The following is a 20,969-nucleotide window of genomic DNA, read 5'->3' on the forward strand; positions in this document are numbered from 1 at the left end:
AGAGTGATTTTATGACTTTAGTGTTAACCATCCGCTCAAATTGGGCGGATTTTATTTTTGAGGAATGGAGTTTTTTACATTAAAACTATCTAAGGAACGTGTTTTTACTGCTAGTAATTCATTAAACCTATCATTCTTGATGTTAAATTATTAAAAGATTTTTGAACCTCCAAAATTTGGATAAACTAGACTAATTCATTGGATAGGCTACATTAATTCGTACAACTTTTTTAAGGGATAAGATAAGCTACCCTAAAAAAAAGAAAATACGATGAAAATAAAACGACGAGAAAGACGACCTTTAAACAATAGATGAATAAAGTCATGCTCCTAAATAGGTTAATTTACAGTCATAGATAATTTAACTAATAAGAGCAAATAATTCAATGTATTAGTCTTGTGCTGCAAAGGGGGGACATCAAACCTCAAACAAATTGAGGAATGCACTTTTGTCCGTATCTCACTAATTTTTCAAAAAAAATAAATGATCTTTATTAACTGGCTCTTAAGGTTTTGTTAATCTGCTTTTGTTAGTTTAGTGACACTTTTTAATTGTGATTAATTGTAGCTATGCAAAAGTTAGATAACTCTAGGAATTTTAATTGGTGTTCGTTAGTTTATGTTATTTTGTATTTTTGTTACTTTTCAAGTGCGTTGCAACTTTATATTGCACTGTCGGGACATGCTAATTTTAGCGGTTTGCGGGATTCGATAATTTATAGTTTAATTTGGTTGGTGCCGATACTATTTTTCCCTAATATTACCAAAAAATATGCCGCTATATATGGCCTTGTCATTGGTGGATTGTCATTGATTTCCATTGGTTATTTTACTATTTATCGACAAGAATTTTCACAAAGTGTCTTTTTTGTGATGGCGGAGTCGAATTTCAATGAATCACATGAATTTATTACCCAATATTTGAGTATTAAGTTAATCGCGGTGCTATTGATTTATAGTTTAGTTGGGATGTTATTATGGTTTAAAGTTAAACCCATTTATGTCAGAAAAAGAACTAAATGGCTAGTGTCGATAGTGATTGTCGTATATGCATTGATGCCGCTGTTTATTAGTTTAGTGATCAAGAAGACGTCGTTGGAACGTGCAACAGAGCATTTGCTACTTCGGATGGAAACTACAGTTCCATGGCAATTAGTTACTAGTTATCTTGCCTATCGTTCGCAATTGTCTAATATGGAAGATATCTTAAATCACCTACAAACCTTACCTAAATTTGAAAATTTAACTGATGCCAATGGTAATACTCCAAGAACCTTAGTGCTGGTCATTGGAGAGTCGACCACGCGTAATCGGATGGGGATTTATGGTTATGAACGTAATACGACACCGTTAATTGAGCAATTTAAAAAGAATAATCCCGATTTTGTAGTGTTCAATGATGTAGTTTCTTCACGGCCTTATACGATCGAGATATTGCAACAAGCACTAACCTTGGCCGATGAGCAACATCCTGATTTATATCTTACTAAACCCTCATTAATTCATTTGATGAAGCAGGCTGGTTATAAGACGTTTTGGATCACCAATCAACAAACCATGACAAAACGTAATACAATGCTAACGATGTTTTCTCAGCAAGCGGATGAGCAGTATTATATGAATAATGATCGTAATCAGAATTCAAGGCAATATGATTCTTCAGTTTTTGTACCGTTTAGAAATGTACTTGACGATCCAGCTGAAAAGAAATTTATTATTATCCATCTACTCGGTACACATATTAAATATGAGCTGCGCTATCCTGAAGGTGATGAGTATCAACGTTTTAATGACAAATCAGGTTTAACTTTTGATTTGGATGACGATAAGTTAGCGGTTTATAACAGTTATGATAATGCAGTTGCATTTAATGATTTTGTTACTACCAAATTATTTAATCTGTTTAAGGAAAATGATCCTAATGGCTTTATGTTGTATTTTTCTGATCATGGTGAGGATGTCTATCAAACTGCGCCACATGAAGTTTTAGGTCGTAATGAGAAGGCACCAACGAGGGTGATGTATACCGTTCCATTTATGCTATGGCAATCACCTAAATGGTTGGCAAATCATCCTAATGATTTCCAATCTTATGTAAATAGAAAATTTAGCACTCAGGATTTAATTCATACTTGGTCAGATTTGGCAGGCCTTAGCTTTAATGATTATCAACCGCAAAGAAGTATTGTGAATAAGGACTTTGTGCAACCAATTCGTTGGATTGGCGATCCTCATGATAAAAAGGGGTTAACCGATTTTGATAAGTTGGCTAAATAGTGATTTACAGATAAGATAAAGGTATGATATTGTATATTTATACAGTTATTTTCAGATGTTATTGCTCCCTTTATGCGAAAAATTATTCATGTCGATATGGATTGTTTTTATGCCGCTGTCGAAATGCGAGACAATCCTCGTTATCGCAATGTGCCGATAGCCGTAGGTGGCGATCCGCGTAAGCGGGGCGTGGTAGCAACCGCTAATTATATCGCTCGTCAATACGGCGTGCATAGTGCGATGTCAATGGCACAGGCAATTAAGCTGTGCCCAAATCTGAAGGTTATTCCTGGGCGTCATGCGGTTTACAAAGAAGTCTCCAATCAAATTCATCAAATATTTAGGCGTTATACCCAAACCATTGAAACTCTTTCGCTCGATGAGGCTTATTTGGATGTGACTGACTGTAAGCTTTGTCATGGTTCAGCTACGTTAATCGCCCAAGATATTCGCCAAGCGATTTATAAGGAGCTTGAATTAACCGCTTCGGCAGGCGTGGCACCACTTAAGTTTTTGGCTAAAATAGCATCTGATATGAATAAGCCAAATGGCCAATATGTGATTACGCCTGATCAGGTTGAAGCGTTTATTAAAAAGCTCCCACTTAAAAAGATCCCCGGAGTCGGTAAAGTGACCGAGAAGAAATTAGCCGAATTGGGCCTGTATACTTGCCAAGATGTGGTTAATTATGATCTAACCAAATTACTTAATCAGTTTGGTAAGTTTGGACGTATTTTATACGAACGTTGCCAAGGGATTGATGAACGCGAAGTCTGTAACGATCGGCAACGTAAGTCGGTTGGCGTAGAGCGTACTTTGGTCGATGATATTCACAGTTGGGATGAGTGTTTAGCGCAATTTGATCCGCTGTTTGACGAGTTGGAGAAGCGGTTAAGCAAAGTTCGTTCCGATCTCTCTATTGCTCGACAAGGGGTGAAATTTAAGTTTGATGATTTTCAGCTCACTACACAAGAGCATGTGTGGTCAAAGTTAGATAAAACTGATCTGATTGAACAAGCTCATAAAGTTTGGTTAGAAAGACGCAATGATCGAGGCGTTAGGTTAATTGGTTTTCATGTGACGTTGATTGACCCACAAGTTGAAAAGCAATTAATTTTTAACTTCTGATAGGGCGCTTTGTTTAGCGAGGGGTAGTTATTAAGAAAGGATCTGTTTAGAACATTAAAATCAGATCCTTTGTTCTTATTGTGACTAACTAGCTATTTTAAGCTTTGACCATTGGTCTTAATCACATTTTTATACCACTCAAACGACTCTTTTTTATAGCGTTTCATGCTGCCGTTACCTTCGTTGTCACGATCAACATAAATCACACCATAGCGTTTTTTCATTTCGCCAGTCGTGAATGATACCACGTCGATAATACCCCAAGCGGTGTAACCAATTACGTCAACACCATCGTAATTCATCGCTTTTTGCATCGCTTTAATATGCGCGCCTAGGTATTCGATACGTGGTTTATCGTGAATTTGGTTGTCGTGCTCAAGTTCATCAATTGCACCAAAACCATTTTCAACAATAAATAGTGGCAGTTGATAACGATCGTATAAGCGATTAAGTGTATAACGTAAACCTTCTGGATCGATCGGCCAACCCCAGTCACTACTTTTAATGTATGGATTTTCAACCGCATTTGGTAATGCCCCATTGACGATATTGTCGCGGTTGTCGTTGTTAACATCTGCTTTTACCACAGTTGACATATAGTAACTAAAACCAATGTAATCAACGGTACCTTGCTTCAAGCAAGCTAAGTCTTCTTCGGTGATATCAAGTTGGTAGCCTTCACGTTCAAACTCTTTTAATGCATATGATGGATAATAGCCACGAACATGTACATCAGGGAAGAAGAAGCGTTGGTGCATAGCGATTTCTGATGCCATCATATCTTCTGGATTACAAGAGTATGGGTAAATAGGCACGTGAGAAATCATACATCCAATTTCAAAATTAGGATTAATTTTTTTACCAGCAATAACCGCTTTAGCGCTGGCTAGTAATTCGTAGTGTGCCACTTGATAAAGTACTTCTTGTGGATTTTCTCCCGGTTTAACTTGTACACCAGAGTTAGTCCAAAAGAAAATTGGGTTACTGGTATCCATTTGGTTGTTGATTTCGTTGAAGGTCATCCAATATTTGACTTTGTTTTTATAACGTTCAAAACAACTAATGGCAAAACGTTCAAAGAACTCTACTGTTTTACGATTTCTAAATCCACCATATTGGCGAGCGATATGTAATGGAATTTCAAAGTGAGAGAGAGTAATAACTGGCTCAATGCCATTGGCAATGAGTTCATCAAACACGTCATCATAAAATTGTAGACCCGCTTCATTTGGTTCTAGTTCATCACCTTTCGGAAAGATTCGTGTCCAAGCAATTGAGGTACGGAGACATTTAAGACCAAGTTCAGCAAACAGTTTGATATCTTCTTTATAATGATGATAAAAGTCGATTGCGGTATGATTTGGGTAAAATTTACCGGCTTCGATATCTTGAGTGATTTGTCTTGCAACACCATGCGCGCCAGCGGTCATGACATCAACCACACTTGGTCCTTTGCCCCCTTCATTCCAGCCGCCTTCGAATTGGTGAGCAGCTAATGCGCCGCCCCATAAAAATGGTTTTTTAGTCATTTTTGGTTCCTTGTTATTGCTTAATTTCGAATATGATATCGTCAAGATTTACATCTTTATTTTCAGTTAATGTGATCAATTGGTATTGATCGGTGTTAACAATAATTATCGGGGTAATTAAAGGATAACCCGCTTGTTTGATCGCTTGAGGATCGAAGCTGATTAATAAATCACCTTGGTTAACTTGCTGTCCCTTAGTGATATGATAATTAAATTCATTATTAGTTAGATTAACGGTATCAATACCAACGTGAATTAATAATTCTACACCGTTATCGAGAACCAATCCGATCGCGTGTTTTGAACTTTCAAACACTGCACTAACGACGCCATCAAATGGTGCGTAAACATGATTATCAGTTGGTTCGATGGCAATCCCTTCACCCATTAATTTTTGGGCAAATGCTGGATCGGGTACTTCGCTCAGAGGCAATGCTTTACCGATCATTGGGCTAGTAATATTGATTTTATCAATCACAACTTTTGGTGTGTCGTTTTCAATTTTTTCATTATTTAGCTTGTTTTCGTTAGTACCCAAAATTTGCAGAAGAATAACAGGTCCAAATAATGCTATTGCTGAACCAATTGCTACACCGATGATTGAACCATAATGTTCTGGATTAATCGCATTTACAATGGTTAAAGGTCCGGGTAATGCGGCATAGGTATAGTAGTAAGGTGTAAAGAAACCGGCGACCATACCACCAATTGCAGCACAGACACAACCATAAATAAATGGTGTTTTAAAGCGTAGGTTAACCCCATAAATCGCCGGTTCAGTGATACCAAATAGACCTGTCACAAAAGCTGAGATTGATATTCCCTTCATCTCTTTAGAACGTGTTTTGAGGTAGAATCCTAATGCCGCACCGACTTGACCAATTACCGCAATAGTTTGGTAGGCTTGGAAGGAATCTTTACCATATGTATGAATATTTTCAATAATAACTGGTGTAATACCCCAATGGACACCGAAAATAACAAGAACTTGCCAAAAAGCACCGATAATTGCACCGGCTATCCATGGCGCAAGATTGACAATCCAATTGTAACCACTTGCTAGATAGTGTGCTGCGCTAGCAGTAATCGGGCCAATCACTAATAAAGTTAGTGGTACCATAATAACTAGACAAATCAATGGCATTACTAACGGTTTGATAATGCTATGTAAGCGAGGCTCTAAAAGGCGTTCTAAATAAGAAAGTAACCAGACTAAAAATAGTGGTGGTAATACGGTTGACATATAAGTGGTTTCAGATAGTGGTAAACCGAATAAATCAAATGTGCCTCCTTCCTTAATCAATTTAGCAATCTCAGCCCATGTTGGTGACAGCAGTGCTGCACAACACGCTACCGCAATGTAGATGTTACAACGGAAATGTTGCGATGCGGTAATAGCAATAAAGATCGGTAAAAAGACAAATGGTGCCCAAGAGATAAAGCTAAATACTTGGCAAGTACCAGTCTGTTCAAATTCTGGAAAGGCTAACTTAATTAAAATCAAGATCCCTTGTAATATCCCGGCTCCGGCTAATACATAAACGAATGGTGCAAAAACCGCTGACATTGTCGCGATAATTCGATTCAAAATACTACTTTTGCTATTTGCATCAATCTTATTATTACCGCTCATCAGTTGAGTAAATGCGCTATAGACTTTATCAACATTGGTGCCGATAACAACTTGAATCTGTCCACCTTTTTCAACCACCGTGATAACACCGGGAAAACTGGCAATTTTTTCTTTGGCATTTTCAGGGGTGGATTGCGTCACGACACGTAAGCGAGTTGCGCAACGAGCGGCAGAAACAATATTATCTTCACCGCCTAACTCATTTAGGATATCAACTGCTAATTTATTATAATCTCTAATTTTAGATGACATTAACTAAGCTCCTTTCAACAGGTAAGAGAACCTATATTATCCTTAAATTAAAAATTGTTAATGACCAATTTTATTGTTTGTGATCTAGATCTCGTTTTTGCAATTTTGATTTATTTATTTCACAAAAAGTATAAAATGCAAATAATTTAGATAAATATTAAAGAACTACCAATGTTAAAATACCAAGAAGTGGCAACTAAAATTCAGCAGGCAATTTATGAACATAATCTGCCCAAAGATACGCAATTGCCTAATATTGAGGGACTAATTCAACAATATCAAGTTAGCCGTAGTACAATTATCAAAGCACTAAATCGTCTTGAAAGACACGGGGTCATTTATCAAATACAAGGCAGCGGTATATTTGTTAGGCAGCCGAAAAAACGCGGTTATCTCAATTTTTTAGAGAGCCATGGGTTTACTGTTGACTTAAATGACTTACCGGGCGCCTCACAAGTATTTAATGTTGATGTTGTCCAACCTAGTGCCAAAGTTAGAGAAAATTTGCACTGTGAAGATGATGAACAGGTCTATTATATAAAACGATTACGATTGGTTGAAGGTAAGGTATATGGTTTTGAGCAATCTTATTATCGCAAAAAAATTGTCACATATCTTAATCGCGAAATTGCTGAAAATTCCATTTTTAGCTATGTAAAAGATATTTGTAAAATCAATATTGGTTTTTCAGACAAATATTTTAAAGCTATAAAATTAGATGAAGAGATCGCCCCTTATTTAGGATTAAATCCTGGCGATCCCGCTTTATGTGTGGAAGAGATCTTCTATACTACCGCTGGTGAACCCTTCGATTTTTCACAAATTATTTACCACTACGACAACGCACAATTCTATGTGCAAAGTCATTCGAAATAGTCAGCAAGATTTCATTTCGTTAATAAATTATTAACCAAATGAAATCTAATCAATCTTAATTACCTTATATAGACTTGCATCTAATCAGTTATGCTCGACCTTTTTAAGGGTTTCGAATGAACCTGATAAGGTTAGGGTGATTTCATATTCAGGTGGGGTATAAATATCAACATCACTATAGTTCATTGAAACCATTTTGAACATCGTTGAATTACTGCTAAAGTTATTTCTTTGATAAATTGTTTCAGGATATCTTGATTGAAGTTCAAGTGAAATAGGTGCACCAACGACATATTTTTGAGTTACTAAGCGCTCAACTTTAGAGGTTAATTGGTTTAATAAAAGAGTTTCATGCTCTTTTACTGCGGTTTGAATTGCTTCTGGTGATACGCTGTAAGAGATATCATTATTGACTTGCATTTTTAACTCTTGTGCTTTGGCAATAATTTTACCGATAAGATCGAGTTTATTTATTTTTATCTTTAAAGTGTTATTAACAAAATAGCGTTGCTCATTAATTGTATCTTTATCAATTGGGGAGACAGATGAACTTTTAATTGAAAAGTTAGTTAATCCAATTTTTTTTAATTCATTTGTAATGCTAGTATATTTTTGGTACAGATCTTCTTTTGTTTTGCTTTCACTATTACCTACGGAAACAATTTGAAATAGATAATAGTTAGTTAACTTATCCGTTTCAAACGGAGAAATATTATTTATATTATATTTATCAAGGGTTTTATTTAGATTGATAAAACTGTCATTATTATCAATATTTAATACGACATTAAGAGTAGCCTGATAATTGGTATTTTCTTGATCGTCTTCTTTTTCAATAGTTTTGACACTATTTTTGTAGTCTATAGTGACTAGATTATCGTCAGTGATATTCAGTGTGCTTAGGTAGCTTTTTAATTTCTTCATTGTGTTAACGTTAAGATCTGAAGCTTCAGTTGGAGTTGCCCCCTCTGTTTCTAACGTGATAGAAAATTCGACGGTATCAGGTTTTAGTTTAATGCTATCGATAATACTTGAGGTAATTTCTCCTACTGGTATGAGATTCTTGCCATATTTTAATTGTTGTAGTTCTAAATAAGAATTACTGACGTTTAACTCGTTATATTTTGCCTCAGATGAAAATATGGCGCTTATATTGAGTAAAAGAATTAATATAATTTTTCTTTTCATTTTATTTCCTTAATTCAGTGTTGTTAAATGGGCTAGCAAAGTAGATTTAATTTAGAAAGATGTGATATATGGTAATTAATTTAAGCAAAAAAATGTAAAAACATTCAAATATAAAAAAAGCGTCTTACGACGCTTGATTATTTAATTCCATATTCAGCACGATAAGCTTCCACTTGGGAGACTTGATCTTTGCGTGATGGCTCTTGATAAAGATAATGGATTAGATCATCTAAAGTAATAATTGAAATCACATCGCAATGATAAGTTTGTTTGATTTCTTGAATAGCCGATAAATCACCGCGGCCTTTTTCTTGGCGATCTAGACAAATTAAAACGCCTGCAAGTTTAGATTGATTATCTTCCAAAATTCGCATTGATTCGCGAATGGCAGTACCGGCAGTAATTACATCATCAACCAACATAACGCGTTGCTGATAAATTGAACTACCGACTAAGTTACCACCTTCACCGTGATCTTTGGCTTCTTTGCGGTTAAAGCAATAAGGAACATCAACATTGTGGTGTTCAGATAGGGCAACAACGGTTGATGAAACAATTGGAATACCTTTGTAGGCAGGACCAAAGATGACATCATATTTTAAATTGGCATCCATCAAGGCAGCGGCATAAAAACGACCTAATAACGCTAAATCCTTACCGGTATTAAATAATCCTGCATTAAAAAAGTAAGGACTTTTTCGACCTGATTTTAGGGTAAACTCACCAAATTTTAGGGCTTGCCTATCTAAAGCAAATTCAATAAATTCACTTTTATATGATTTCATCTATCCTCTCCAATTAAGCTGTTAAAGCTTGTTTTTGTGCTTCAGTAATGGTAGTAATACCATTTTGGGCTAGTTCTAATAGGGTTAATAATTCTTCATGGCTAAAAGGTTCACCTTCGGCGGTACCTTGCACTTCGATGATACGACCATCGTCAGTCATTACTACATTCATATCAGTTTCAGCATTAGAATCTTCAATGTATTCTAAGTCGCACACTGCTTCACCATTAACAATACCTACCGATACCGCAGCCACTAAAGATTTAATTGGGTTTTGCTTAATTTTACCATTAGCTAATAAGGTGTTTACCGCATCAACCAGTGCAACACAAGCACCGGTAATCGATGCGGTTCTTGTGCCACCATCAGCTTGGATAACATCACAATCTAGCGTTATGGTATATTCACCTAATAATTTAAGATCAATCATAGCGCGGAGTGAACGGGCAATCAGGCGTTGAATTTCCATCGTACGGCCGGTTTGTTTGCCTTTTGCTGCTTCGCGTTGTGTTCTTGAATTGGTTGCACGAGGTAACATGCCATATTCAGCAGTTACCCAACCTTGATTTTGACCTTTTAAAAAACGGGGTACAGATTCATCAATTGTTGCATTACAAAGTACTTTGGTTTCACCAAACTCGACTAATACAGAACCTTCTGCATGCTTAGTGTAATGACGGGTAATTTTGATTGGGCGGACTTGTTCCGCGGATCGACCAGACGGGCGCATGCAATTCTCCAGCAGTTTTATTTAACAATTATTTTCGAGCTAATTTTTTTAGGAGGACATCAACAGGAAAACGCTGATGTTTAGCCTAAGCTAAGGGCACATTATACAGAATTTGTGTTACAATGCATACTAAGTTTTTATAAATTTAGGAAGCTATTATGATTTCGAGTATGACTGCGTATGCAAGAAAAGAGGTAAACCGAACATGGGGTAGTGCGTCTTGGGAGTTGCGTTCGGTGAATCAACGCTACTTAGAAACCTATATTCGTTTACCCGAACAGTTTCGTTCACTCGAACCGATTGTTCGTGAACGTCTTCGTGCTCGATTAACTCGCGGTAAAGTTGAATGTAATTTACGCTTTGAACTTGATCCAGCCGCGCAGCACCAAGAGTTATCATTAAATATAGAGCTCGCTAAACAGATATTAACCGCCGGTGATTGGATTAAACACGAATACCAAACAGGGGCAATCAATCCACTTGATGTTTTGCGTTGGCCGGGTGTGATGTCAAGTAAAGAACAGGATTTGGATGCGATATCACAAGAAATTTTAGTTTTACTTGAAACGGCAATCGATGAATTTATCGCAGTTCGCGAACGTGAAGGTCAAGCTTTAAGTGAATTAATCACTCAACGTTTAGCAGCCATCACGGTTGAAGTTGATAAAATTCGAAATTGGATGCCGCAAATTTTAGAGTGGCAAAAAGAACGCTTAAAAAGCAAAATAGCAGAAGCTAATATTGAACTTGATAGCTCACGTCTTGAACAAGAAATAGTGATGGTTGCACAAAAAATCGATGTAGCTGAAGAGTTAGATCGTTTAATGACTCATGTCAAAGAAACCTATTCAATCCTAAAGAAAAACGAAGCAGTAGGGCGTCGACTTGATTTTATGATGCAAGAGTTTAATCGTGAATCAAATACCATTGCTTCAAAATCAATCAATGCGGATGTTACTGCAAGCGCCATCGAACTTAAGGTCTTGATTGAACAAATCCGCGAGCAAGTACAAAATATCGAATAATTTAATGAGCAAGTACTTCGGTATTTTAGCGGTTATCTTAGCCTCGCTATTATGGGGCACAACGGGCACAGCTGCCACGTTTGCTCCCTCTTTATCGCCTTTATTTATTGGCGCATTTGCTATGGGTATTGGTGGAATATTGCAGTGCGGATTGGCAATACCTAGCATCATCCAAGCGCAATCGTTACTCAGATTGCATTATCGTTATTTGATTGTTGGTGCATTAGCGGTTGCTATTTATCCCTTAGCTTTTTATTCATCTATGCGCTTATCAGGCGTTAGTATAGGTACCGTTGTTTCGATAGGCTCAGCACCAATCTTGTCAGCAATTATTGAATATTTAAGTCGTGATTTCCAGTTCAGCAAACAGTGGGCGATTGGCGCCTTATTGGGGATTATCGGTATGAGTATGCTGGCTTTTTCGGGAAATGAGGCAACGCAATACAGTCATCTCAGTTGGGGGATTTTATTAGGGTTAGTTGCTGGCCTTACTTATGCGCTTTACTCATGGTCAGCACGGCAATTAATGTTAAAAGGGATGAATAGTAAAGCAGCAATGGGGGCGACTTTTGGTGGAGGTGGATTATTATTAATCCCAGTGATGGTCATTACCGGCTCGGCTTTTTTGACAACATGGAATAATATAGCAGTTGGATTTTATATGGCATTGATTCCAATGTTTTTGGGTTATTTATGTTATGGCTATGGATTATCAAAAATATCGGCCAGTATGGCTATTACCATCACGCTATTAGAACCGGTTGTGGCGACAATCCTCGCGATATTGATTGTTGGGGAAGATTTATCCTTAATCAGTTGGCTTGGCATATTACTGATTTTTCTCTGTCTAATAATGGTTATCACATCAAATCTAAATAAAAAATCGTTTTAATTCAATTTATTCATCATCGTTTACTTTTCCGTAAGTCAGTCTAAAATGCACACGTCAAATTAATAAGATATTTCCTACTTTTATAGGAAAACTAAAGGAATTGACAACGATCATTTTACGTTAACTAAAAATTAAGTTTTTATGTTTCATCTGTTTTTAAAGGAGTAATAAGGAATAAAACATGAGCTTTACCGTTAGTCATTATCAATCATCACAAAAATTTAATTTAGTTTTAACCTTAGGTTTTTTCTTAGTGGGTATTATTGCTGCGATAATTTTGGGCATTATCTATTCAGTTATCTCTTATTATTCACCCATAATTTTACTTAATATCGTTATAGTTGTTGGTCTGGGATTGGCACTAGGTATTATTACTACTCAGTTTGCAAAATTAGCCAAAGTAAGAAATACCGTTGTCAAATTCGTCATGGGATTTTTTTTCTGTTTATTTGCTTATTATTCAAGTGTATGTGCTTTTGAAATTAGCCTTTTATCTGGCGATCCACTAGATTATGTTGAACTGTTTTTGTCACCGTTCTCAGTGTTTGACATTATGTTTAATGTTATTCTTCCAAACCGTGAAATAGCCATCACCAAAGGCTCAACGACAAGTAATATTTCTTGTTTCGTTTTGGCAATATTGTATTTTATCGAATTTCTCCTCTTCTTCTGTCCCTTAATTGTTGTACTGAAAATTGATGATTATTATTGTGAAGATTGTCAGGTTTGGTATCAAAAATATCGTTTTTTTTCATCAAGCATTCAAAATTTAGAATCTAATATCACTAATAATATAACTGGCAGTTATGCAGATGTGTTGTCACAACTGACTTTCTTTTCGGCTAAAAAAGGGTTTGCTAGCCAAGTCGATCAATCAGCTGATAGCCTAGATATTTTAGTTCATCATTATAGCAAATGTCCGAAATGTCAGCAAAAAAGTATACTTAGCATATATAAGAACTTATTGGAAAAAGGAAAAAAAGGGCAGGAGTTTAAGCTTTTTAGAAAGGGTATATTGGTTGAAAATGCTTATATTGATAATAAAACCGATGCATTATTTGTACAGCAAATAGCAGCATATTATCAATCCAAATGACTTTATAGGGGGCGTAATGCCCCGTTTTTATTGTTTGGCGAATGTCGATTTATGTTTGCTTTAAGCTATCAATATAACATTGCCTAAACAATGTTGGTTACTCCAAAATCAACAGCAGTTAATGATCTCTCAAGTCATTCAAGTTGAAGAATCGTGGTAGAATATAAATCGATGGTAATAACCTTAAGAGTTGTCTTGTTAGGTTTAGCAAAATAGAGAATCTCGCTATAGCAAAAAATTGGAAGAGACTAGTTGTTGCCATTTGCTAGCCTACAAAGACAAATGAAGACTTCGTATAACCTAATACAATGGCGGATATTGCCACTAAATCCACATCATAACTAAATGCTCTAATCAATACATCAGGCATAAAACAACCTAATATAAAGCCAACACTGCTAATTACGCTAGCAATTTTAACTAGGTAGATAAAGGCTTTCTTCATGCTGACATAATTATTAGAGCCATAATTATAACCAATAATAGATTGCATACCTTGGTTAATGCCGATAGCAATAATAATCAGCGTAATTAGTTGGTTAGCATTAGCTTAATATGCAATTATATCGCAATGATTCTGATGGTTGTCGATTAGTTAACTTATGGTATAAATTATCAATTTCTGCCTATATATAGCCATTGTTTTGACACTATTAAGGTCGGTAGTGGTAGCAATTTTGACAGTATTAATTGTCTCTGAAAATTTATCATTATTCGGTTGGAATGAAATATAGCTGATTATATTTTTCTACCAATGAAGACAATATCTCTGTTTTGTGACAGGTTAGACAGATTTTCGTTTTACTCTATTTTAATATTGTTACCTATTAATTTTTTAATATAGCTAATATTATCTTGAATATCTCAAGATAATAAAATAGTTTAACGAAACTAGTTATCCGCAAACCTATTTTGAACGGTTAAAAAAACGCTAAACTATAAAATTTGTTTCTACTAGTAAATAAAATAGATAATGCTAGTAAGGTAGTGCCTCTTTTATTATAAATATAGCTAAATTTTAATGGATGAAAAGGAACAATGAATATGAAGAAAATACTTACTTTTGGATTATTAATTCTATGTTTAGTTGGATTTGCTAATGCACAATTATTAAATAATTTATCCTATGATGAAGTACTGAAACTAGCAACTGAAGAAAATGATCCGAATGCACAAAATGAGTTAGGTTATAGACTGGTGCAAGGTAAAGGGGTTCAACAAGATCCCCTGAAAGCGAAAGAATGGTTTGAAAAAGCCGCTGCACAAGGTGATACAGGGGCTGAATTTAATTTAGGCAATATGTATACTCTGGGTATAGGTGTTCCACAAGACTATGCTAAAGCTAAAGAGTGGTTTGAAAAAGCAGCAGCAAAGAATGATCAAGTTGCCCTATATAATTTAGCCGATATATATAAAGAAGGAAAAGGAGTTACTAAAAACCTAGCAAAAGCGAAAGAATTGTTTGAAAAGTTAGCTGAACAAGGTTTTGCTGACGCACAAGTTCGTTTAGGAAACATTTATTTCTTTGCTGAAGGGGTAAGCAAAGATCTTGTTAAAGCGCTATATTGGTATGAAAAGGCCGCCGATCAAGGTCAAGCAGTAGCCCAATATTATTTGGGATGCATGTATTTAGTTGGTGAAGGTGTTGAATTAGATCTCACTAAGGCAGTATATTGGTTTGAAAAAGCCGCGGAACAAGGTCAACCAAAGGCTCAGTTTAATTTGGCTAAAATGTATGAAGATGGCGAAGGTATTGAAAAAGATCTGACTAAAGCGCTATATTGGTATGAAAAAGTGGCCGAACAGGGTAATGCAGATGTGCAATATTATGTAGGAGATATGTATTTCACTGGCGAAGGCACTAAAGAGGATCATTTCAAAGCTCGATACTGGTATGAAAAAGCTGCTGCACAAGGTCAACCAGAAGCTCTGTTTAATTTGGGCGTGCTTTATCGAAATGGCGATGGTGGTCTAAAAAAAGATTCTAAAAAAGCCATAGAATTGTTTAAAAAAGGTTGTGAAGCGGGTATCCAACATGAAATTTGTCTAAAGTTCATGAATGAGTAAAATGTGAATTAAGTAAGCGATTTAACAATTTAATTTTAAAGGGGCATTTAGTCCTAATGCTTATCATAAATTTAATTGACAAGCATTAGTCATGATGTCCCTTTTTTATTAAAGAATGTTAGGCATGTTTTGGATAATGCCTTCGCTTAATCGATTTAAAATACCAATATAACGTAGCGTAAGCGATACCGGTTGATAGGAAATCAGCGGTTGGTGATGATGCCCAAACGCCATTTAAATCGAAGAATAGTGGTAAAATGTAGAGCGTTGGTAACAGAATTAAAAGTTGTCTTGAAAGGCTTAACAAAATAGAGACTCTCGCCATACCAATACATTGGAAAAAGCTGGTTGTTACCATTTGGAAACCGACAAACGCAAATGAAAACGTAGTATAACGTAGTGCAATCGCGGATATTGCCACTAAATCCACATCAGAACTAAATGCTCTAACCAATACATCAGGCATAAAGCAACCTAATATAAAGCCAACACTGGTAATTATGGTTGCAATTTTAACTGCGTAGATAAAGGTTTCCTTCACGCGGGCATAATTTTTAGAGCCGTAATTATAACCAATAATAGGTTGCATACCTTGGTTAACGCCGATAACAATCATGATAATCAGCGTAATTAATCGGTTAGCGTTAGAATAACCGGCGATCGCATCATCACTTGAAACATGCGATATTGGGGCATAACGTGTTAACTGCCAGTTAATAAAGACCACCACAACCGATGCCGCCACTTGCATAGCAAATGGTGACATACCAATCGACAAAATAGACTTAATGTAAGTAAAATCGAGCTTAAAGTTGCGACGGTATAATTTAATATTACTGTTTTTGCTGATAAAGTGCTGCATCACAAACAGAAAGCTAATAAACATTGAGAGGGTAGTTGCAAAAGCAGCTCCGCGCATTCCCCAACCTAAAGCAATAATAAATATAGGTGCAAGAATAATATTAGCAATCACACTAATAAACATGTTCACCATGGCTTTAAACGGATAGCCACTGGCGCGCATCATATTATTGTAATTGAATGTTAAGGTGATAAATATACTGCCCGGTAAAAACACCTCTAAAAACTCACGGGCATAAACATGATTGGTAGGGCTTGAGCCGATAAAGTGTAAAACCGGATCGATAAAATAAAGTAACAACGCTAAAGTAATACCGCTAAGTACCGCGGTTAACATAAATGAGGTCCCTGCAACCTTTTCTGCCTTGTCAACCTCGCCACGACCTAAAAATATTGAAATACGACTTGCCGAACCAATACCCACCAGCATACCAATACCGGCAGCAAGATTCATCACTGGCAAAATTATACCCGCGCCACTTAACGCTTCACGACCAATCCAATGACCAATAAAAATTCCATCAATAATATTATAAAGTGTATTTACCGTCGTCCCAATAATTGAAGGGAGTGCATATTGCCAAAATATTAGACTAATTTTTTTATGTCTAAAATCATCATAAATATCGCGTGAGTTTGTCATTTTATTCACATTGATAAAGGTTAAAAGTTGTTAAGAATTTTTAGAATCACTATACGTAAAAGTATAAACTTGACTAGAATAATCCTGTCTAGTTTAACAGAGATAAGAATTGATGATAGCACTTTTTTAGTGCTTTGATAAAATAGACGCTATTAAATCGTCAAGCTAATTAGGAATCTTCATGAGCGTACAAATAGAAAACGTTGTTTTACATAAATTAATAAGAAAAAGCGATACGGATATCGAATTACAACTTCGTGACTCACTACTCAGCAATGAACAGTCGGTAGCCAACTTAATTGAAGATATTAATCGCATTTACAACAACAAAAGCAAAGCTTACGGATTATTTAATAGTGAGAGCCTTTTTGAACAATCATTAAAAGAGTTACGGGTAGGTAATCAAGATTTTCTTAATTTTAGTCAAGAATCAACCAAACAGCTGCGTAATGAATTAGCCAAATATCCATTTGCTGAAGGTGGTACAGTTATCTTTTGCCATTACCGATATTTGGCTGTTGAATATCTTATTATTGCCGTGTTAAATAGTTGTTTAAGTATGTTAGTCAATGAACAACTCAACATATCAGAAACCCAATATTTGGATATTGATCATGCGGATATCATTGCACGTATAGATATCACTGAGTGGCAAACGGCTCCAGACTCAAAACGCTATTTGACCTTCTTAAAAGGTCGAGTAGGACGAAAAGTATCCGATTTCTTTATGGATTACTTAGGGGCGAGTGAAGGGCTAGATGCCAAAGCACAAAACAAAACCTTAGTGAAAGCGGTGGATGACTATTGCCAAGAGATGCAATTTGACAAGCAGGATAAAACTACTGCTCGTGAAAATGTTTATAATTATTGCCAAGCTCAGTTGCAAGCAGGCGAAGAAATTGAACTGAAAAATCTTGCCAACGAACTGCCAACTACTGCCGAAAATAATTTTATGGAATTTGTCAAAAATAGTGAATATGATCTAGAAGACACTTTCCCTGTCGACCGTAGTTCACTACGTCAACTCAAAAAATTCTCGGGTAGCGGTGGGGGATTAACCTTAAGCTTTGATTCCGATCTATTAGGTGAACGTATCAAATGGGATCCGCAAACTGACTCACTAGTGATTAAAGGTGTACCACCTAATTTGCGTGATCAACTTCAACGAAACAGTGGCTCAAACTAGGAAAAGACTATGAAATATATTGGCGCACATGTGAGTGCTGCTGGCGGTGTCGATAATGCTCCTATTAATGCTTATCAAATTGGTGCAACCGCTTTTGCTTTATTCACCAAAAATCAACGACAATGGCATGCAAAACCGCTTGAAACAGCAGTGATTGATAGTTTCAAAAAACGTTGTGAACGCTATGGATTTACTAGTAAACAAATCCTACCGCATGATAGTTATCTTATTAACTTAGGTAGCCCTGATAGTGAACAACTTGAAAAATCACGCACCGCGTTTCTGGACGAAATGCAACGTTGTGAACAATTAGGCTTAACCTTGCTAAACTTTCATCCTGGTAGTCATCTACAAAAAATATCGGTTGATGATTGTTTAGCGCGTATTGCCGAATCGATAAATATCACACTAGATAAAACCAAAAGTGTCGTCGCTGTGATAGAAAACACAGCAGGACAAGGATCTAACCTAGGTTATAAATTTGAACATCTGGCACAAATCATCGACAAAGTAGAGGATAAAAGCCGTGTTGGTGTCTGTATTGATACCTGTCATGCCTTTGCTGCAGGTTATGACTTACGCAGCGAAAAAGCCTGCAAAGAGACCTTTGATGAATTTGAAAAAATTGTCGGTTTTAAATATTTACGAGGTATGCATTTAAACGATGCTAAAAGCGAACTTGCCAGTCATGTTGACCGCCATGACAGTTTAGGCAAAGGCACCATTGGTGAAGCTGCATTTAAATTTATTATGCAAGACTCACGAATTGATGAAATTCCACTTATTCTTGAAACTATTAACCCAGATATTTGGGCGCAAGAGATAGCATGGTTAAAACAACTGGAAAAATAATCAAATGCGAATCAAAAAAATAGTAGCGATATGTTTATTTTTCTTATTAAGTTGTAGCTTTTATGCAATTGGTAATACACAAGAAACATTAGATATATTTAATCTTTTTCCTCTAGAACATATGGGGAAGAAATTTTATTTTACATCCGTATCGGAAAACATTACTTTTAATTCTTATGACGAAAATGGTAAAAGAAAAACTAATATTTTTGAACCAGACCCAACTGATAATTACCAAAAAGAGCAATATCCATTAACTAAAAAATATCGACAGCGGTTTTTGGCTGCAAGTAAAATATCAGAAACAGACACCTTATTCGTATATGATTATGTTCATAATCAATTGTATAGTTTTCCGATTAACCAATTAGCGGCATTTGCAATAAAAGATGATTATTCTGGTGGAATAGATGAGACTGAATATAATTTTGGCTTTGCAATAACAGCTAACCAATTTCCACTAGATTTCGATCCTTATAAAACTGCGTTTGTTTATATTGGCAAAACCAATCCCTTTGCTCAACGACAACTTACTTTATTAAATTGGCAAGAAAGTAATGATAAAACTTATGACTATTTAGCTCAAGCTTATGGATTAAATTATTACTTAACAGAATGTTTTGCACCATTTGATTATCCTGTTTGTGGTAGATTGGTAGTAAAAAATAAGACGAACAACATTTTATTTGACCATGATTATCAAAATGGGGATGTACATCTACCCCCTTTAAATGGCAAAGATAAAAATCATGAATATAAGATACAATGGTCAGGAAAACTCTTTAAAAATAAACCGTTAGTCGTAATTGGCTTTGTAGATGTGGTTTTTGGCTGTCCAACAATAGACTTTATTGAACCATCTTATAAAAGCATCACGATAAAATGTGATAATCGCCATTAAATTAATCATTAAAAAAAGATTGATATGATGAGTTAACTTATTGAACACAAACAACATGCAGTGAATAAGAATGATAATATTAAAAATAGTACCAGTTTGTTTAATGTTCATATTAAGTTATAGCGTTTATGCAATTGGCAATACACAAGAGCAATTAGCGATATTTAAACTTAATCTTGTTGATGATAGCGAGCCAAAATTCTATTTTGTTAAGTTACTCCAAGGTAGTCATATTGTTATTTATGACAAAGATGGCAATAAAAAACAATCTATTCAACCAATATTTCCTGATTTAGAGGATGATTATAAAAAAAATAAATATCAATTACCTCAAAAATATCGACAAAGTTTTTTGACTGCAAGTGGCATATCCGAAACGGATAACTTATTCGTATATAATTATGAATATAATAAATTGTATAGTTTTCCCATTAGTAAATTAGAGGTATTTGCAATAAAGAGCGACTGTTTACCTACTGATGAAAAAAATTATCAATTTGGATTTGGATTAGAGTTGAATCAACTACCTCAAGATTACGATCCTAATGATACAACGTTTGTTTATATTGGCAAGGAAAGTCCTTTTGCTCAAGAGCAACTAACTTTATTAAACTGGCAAAAAATTAGCGATAAAGAGCATAATTATTTAGCACAAGCTCATGGATTACATTACTATTTATGGACATCAGGGAAATCTTCTTGGGACCCAGATTATTACCCTAAATGTGAGGGTTTAGTGGTTAAGAATGATAAGAATAAAATCTTACTTGATGAAGTTTTAACTCAGGCATACAGCTCTCTACCTTTAAATGGCAAAGATAAAGATCATGAATACAAAAAGCAATGGACGGGAAAATTATTTAAAAATAAACCATTAGTCGTGTTTGGGTTTTTCTCAAGAATGGGTTGTCCAGTGATAGACTTTATTGATTCATCTTTTCCTAGTTATGATATAAGACTACGCTGCGATTCTCGTTTTGTATATTATAGTTGTAAATTATTCTTAAAAATGGCAAAAACGAACAAAATAAAACGACGATAAAGACGA

At 35.5% G+C, this 20,969-nt stretch carries 18 protein-coding genes; 11 read left to right on the forward strand and 7 right to left on the reverse strand.

Annotation, left to right across the window (positions count from 1 at the left end):
- The first annotated feature begins 570 nt into the window (after positions 1-570).
- Both cptA and dinB read left to right on the forward strand, forming a co-directional pair.
- Positions 571-2,277: a phosphoethanolamine transferase CptA gene (cptA, locus tag DKK70_RS05850; RefSeq protein ID WP_110433140.1), complete on the forward strand. Its 1,707-nt coding sequence runs from the start codon at positions 571-573 to the stop codon at positions 2,275-2,277.
- 72 nt (positions 2,278-2,349) lie between these two features.
- Positions 2,350-3,405: a DNA polymerase IV gene (gene dinB, locus DKK70_RS05855; RefSeq protein ID WP_110433141.1), complete on the forward strand. Its 1,056-nt coding sequence runs from the start codon at positions 2,350-2,352 to the stop codon at positions 3,403-3,405.
- Positions 3,406-3,497: 92 nt separating this feature from the next.
- Here the strand turns inward: dinB and DKK70_RS05860 are convergent, their stop codons facing one another.
- Together DKK70_RS05860 and DKK70_RS05865 are read right to left on the reverse strand one after the other, a co-directional pair.
- On the reverse strand, positions 3,498-4,934 hold the full coding sequence (locus DKK70_RS05860; RefSeq protein ID WP_110433142.1) for a 6-phospho-beta-glucosidase: 1,437 nt from the start codon (positions 4,932-4,934) through the stop codon (positions 3,498-3,500).
- A gap of 13 nt (positions 4,935-4,947) precedes the next feature.
- Entirely contained in the window at positions 4,948-6,819 is a 1,872-nt protein-coding gene (locus DKK70_RS05865; RefSeq protein ID WP_110433143.1) for a glucose PTS transporter subunit IIA, read from the reverse strand.
- 171 nt (positions 6,820-6,990) lie between these two features.
- On the opposite strand from DKK70_RS05865, the gene DKK70_RS05870 reads away from it, so the two are divergent.
- On the forward strand, positions 6,991-7,695 hold the full coding sequence (locus DKK70_RS05870; protein ID WP_110433144.1) for a GntR family transcriptional regulator: 705 nt from the start codon (positions 6,991-6,993) through the stop codon (positions 7,693-7,695).
- Positions 7,696-7,779: 84 nt separating this feature from the next.
- On the opposite strand, the gene DKK70_RS05875 is transcribed toward DKK70_RS05870, so the two are convergent.
- The 3 genes from DKK70_RS05875 to rph form a co-directional block, all read right to left on the reverse strand.
- A complete protein-coding gene (locus DKK70_RS05875; RefSeq protein WP_110433145.1) occupies positions 7,780-8,883 on the reverse strand; it encodes an SIMPL domain-containing protein in 1,104 nt (367 codons plus the stop codon).
- Positions 8,884-9,020: 137 nt separating this feature from the next.
- A complete protein-coding gene (pyrE, locus tag DKK70_RS05880) occupies positions 9,021-9,668 on the reverse strand; it encodes an orotate phosphoribosyltransferase (protein ID WP_110433146.1) in 648 nt (215 codons plus the stop codon).
- 13 nt (positions 9,669-9,681) lie between these two features.
- Positions 9,682-10,398 (reverse strand): ribonuclease PH, encoded by a 717-nt coding sequence (rph, locus tag DKK70_RS05885; RefSeq protein WP_110433147.1) that lies wholly within the window; start codon positions 10,396-10,398, stop codon positions 9,682-9,684.
- A gap of 158 nt (positions 10,399-10,556) precedes the next feature.
- Here rph and DKK70_RS05890 point away from each other — a divergent pair, with 158 nt between their 5' ends.
- The 3 genes from DKK70_RS05890 to DKK70_RS05900 all read left to right on the forward strand — a co-directional run bounded on the left by DKK70_RS05890 (position 10,557) and on the right by DKK70_RS05900 (position 13,411).
- Positions 10,557-11,423 (forward strand): YicC/YloC family endoribonuclease, encoded by an 867-nt coding sequence (locus DKK70_RS05890; RefSeq protein WP_110433148.1) that lies wholly within the window; start codon positions 10,557-10,559, stop codon positions 11,421-11,423.
- 4 nt (positions 11,424-11,427) lie between these two features.
- A complete protein-coding gene (locus DKK70_RS05895) occupies positions 11,428-12,315 on the forward strand; it encodes a DMT family transporter (protein WP_110433149.1) in 888 nt (295 codons plus the stop codon).
- A gap of 181 nt (positions 12,316-12,496) precedes the next feature.
- A complete protein-coding gene (locus DKK70_RS05900; RefSeq protein ID WP_110433150.1) occupies positions 12,497-13,411 on the forward strand; it encodes a hypothetical protein in 915 nt (304 codons plus the stop codon).
- A gap of 265 nt (positions 13,412-13,676) precedes the next feature.
- Here DKK70_RS05900 and DKK70_RS05905 read toward each other — a convergent pair whose 3' ends face one another.
- The gene (locus DKK70_RS05905) at positions 13,677-13,943 is read right to left on the reverse strand and encodes an MATE family efflux transporter (RefSeq protein WP_309146310.1); all 267 of its coding nucleotides are present in this window, start codon (positions 13,941-13,943) and stop codon (positions 13,677-13,679) included.
- 512 nt (positions 13,944-14,455) lie between these two features.
- Between DKK70_RS05905 and DKK70_RS05910 the strand changes: the two genes are divergently transcribed.
- Positions 14,456-15,478, forward strand: a complete 1,023-nt coding sequence (locus DKK70_RS05910; RefSeq protein ID WP_181415926.1) for an SEL1-like repeat protein — start codon at positions 14,456-14,458, stop codon at positions 15,476-15,478.
- A 118-nt stretch (positions 15,479-15,596) separates the two neighbouring features.
- On the opposite strand, the gene DKK70_RS05915 is transcribed toward DKK70_RS05910, so the two are convergent.
- Positions 15,597-16,982, reverse strand: coding sequence for an MATE family efflux transporter (locus DKK70_RS05915; RefSeq protein ID WP_110433153.1), 1,386 nt, complete (start codon positions 16,980-16,982; stop codon positions 15,597-15,599).
- A 181-nt stretch (positions 16,983-17,163) separates the two neighbouring features.
- Between DKK70_RS05915 and yejK the strand changes: the two genes are divergently transcribed.
- The 4 genes from yejK to DKK70_RS05935 all read left to right on the forward strand — a co-directional run bounded on the left by yejK (position 17,164) and on the right by DKK70_RS05935 (position 20,963).
- Positions 17,164-18,168 (forward strand): nucleoid-associated protein YejK, encoded by a 1,005-nt coding sequence (gene yejK / locus DKK70_RS05920; RefSeq protein WP_110433154.1) that lies wholly within the window; start codon positions 17,164-17,166, stop codon positions 18,166-18,168.
- A gap of 9 nt (positions 18,169-18,177) precedes the next feature.
- Positions 18,178-19,020: a deoxyribonuclease IV gene (gene nfo, locus DKK70_RS05925; RefSeq protein WP_110433155.1), complete on the forward strand. Its 843-nt coding sequence runs from the start codon at positions 18,178-18,180 to the stop codon at positions 19,018-19,020.
- Between the two features lie 4 nt (positions 19,021-19,024).
- On the forward strand, positions 19,025-19,921 hold the full coding sequence (locus DKK70_RS05930; protein ID WP_110433156.1) for a hypothetical protein: 897 nt from the start codon (positions 19,025-19,027) through the stop codon (positions 19,919-19,921).
- Positions 19,922-20,024: 103 nt separating this feature from the next.
- A complete protein-coding gene (locus DKK70_RS05935) occupies positions 20,025-20,963 on the forward strand; it encodes a hypothetical protein (RefSeq protein ID WP_110433157.1) in 939 nt (312 codons plus the stop codon).
- Positions 20,964-20,969: the final 6 nt, after the last annotated feature.

Origin of the sequence: Gilliamella apicola, from assembly GCF_003202655.1 — a bacterium.
GTDB lineage: Bacteria > Pseudomonadota > Gammaproteobacteria > Enterobacterales > Orbaceae > Gilliamella > Gilliamella apicola_R.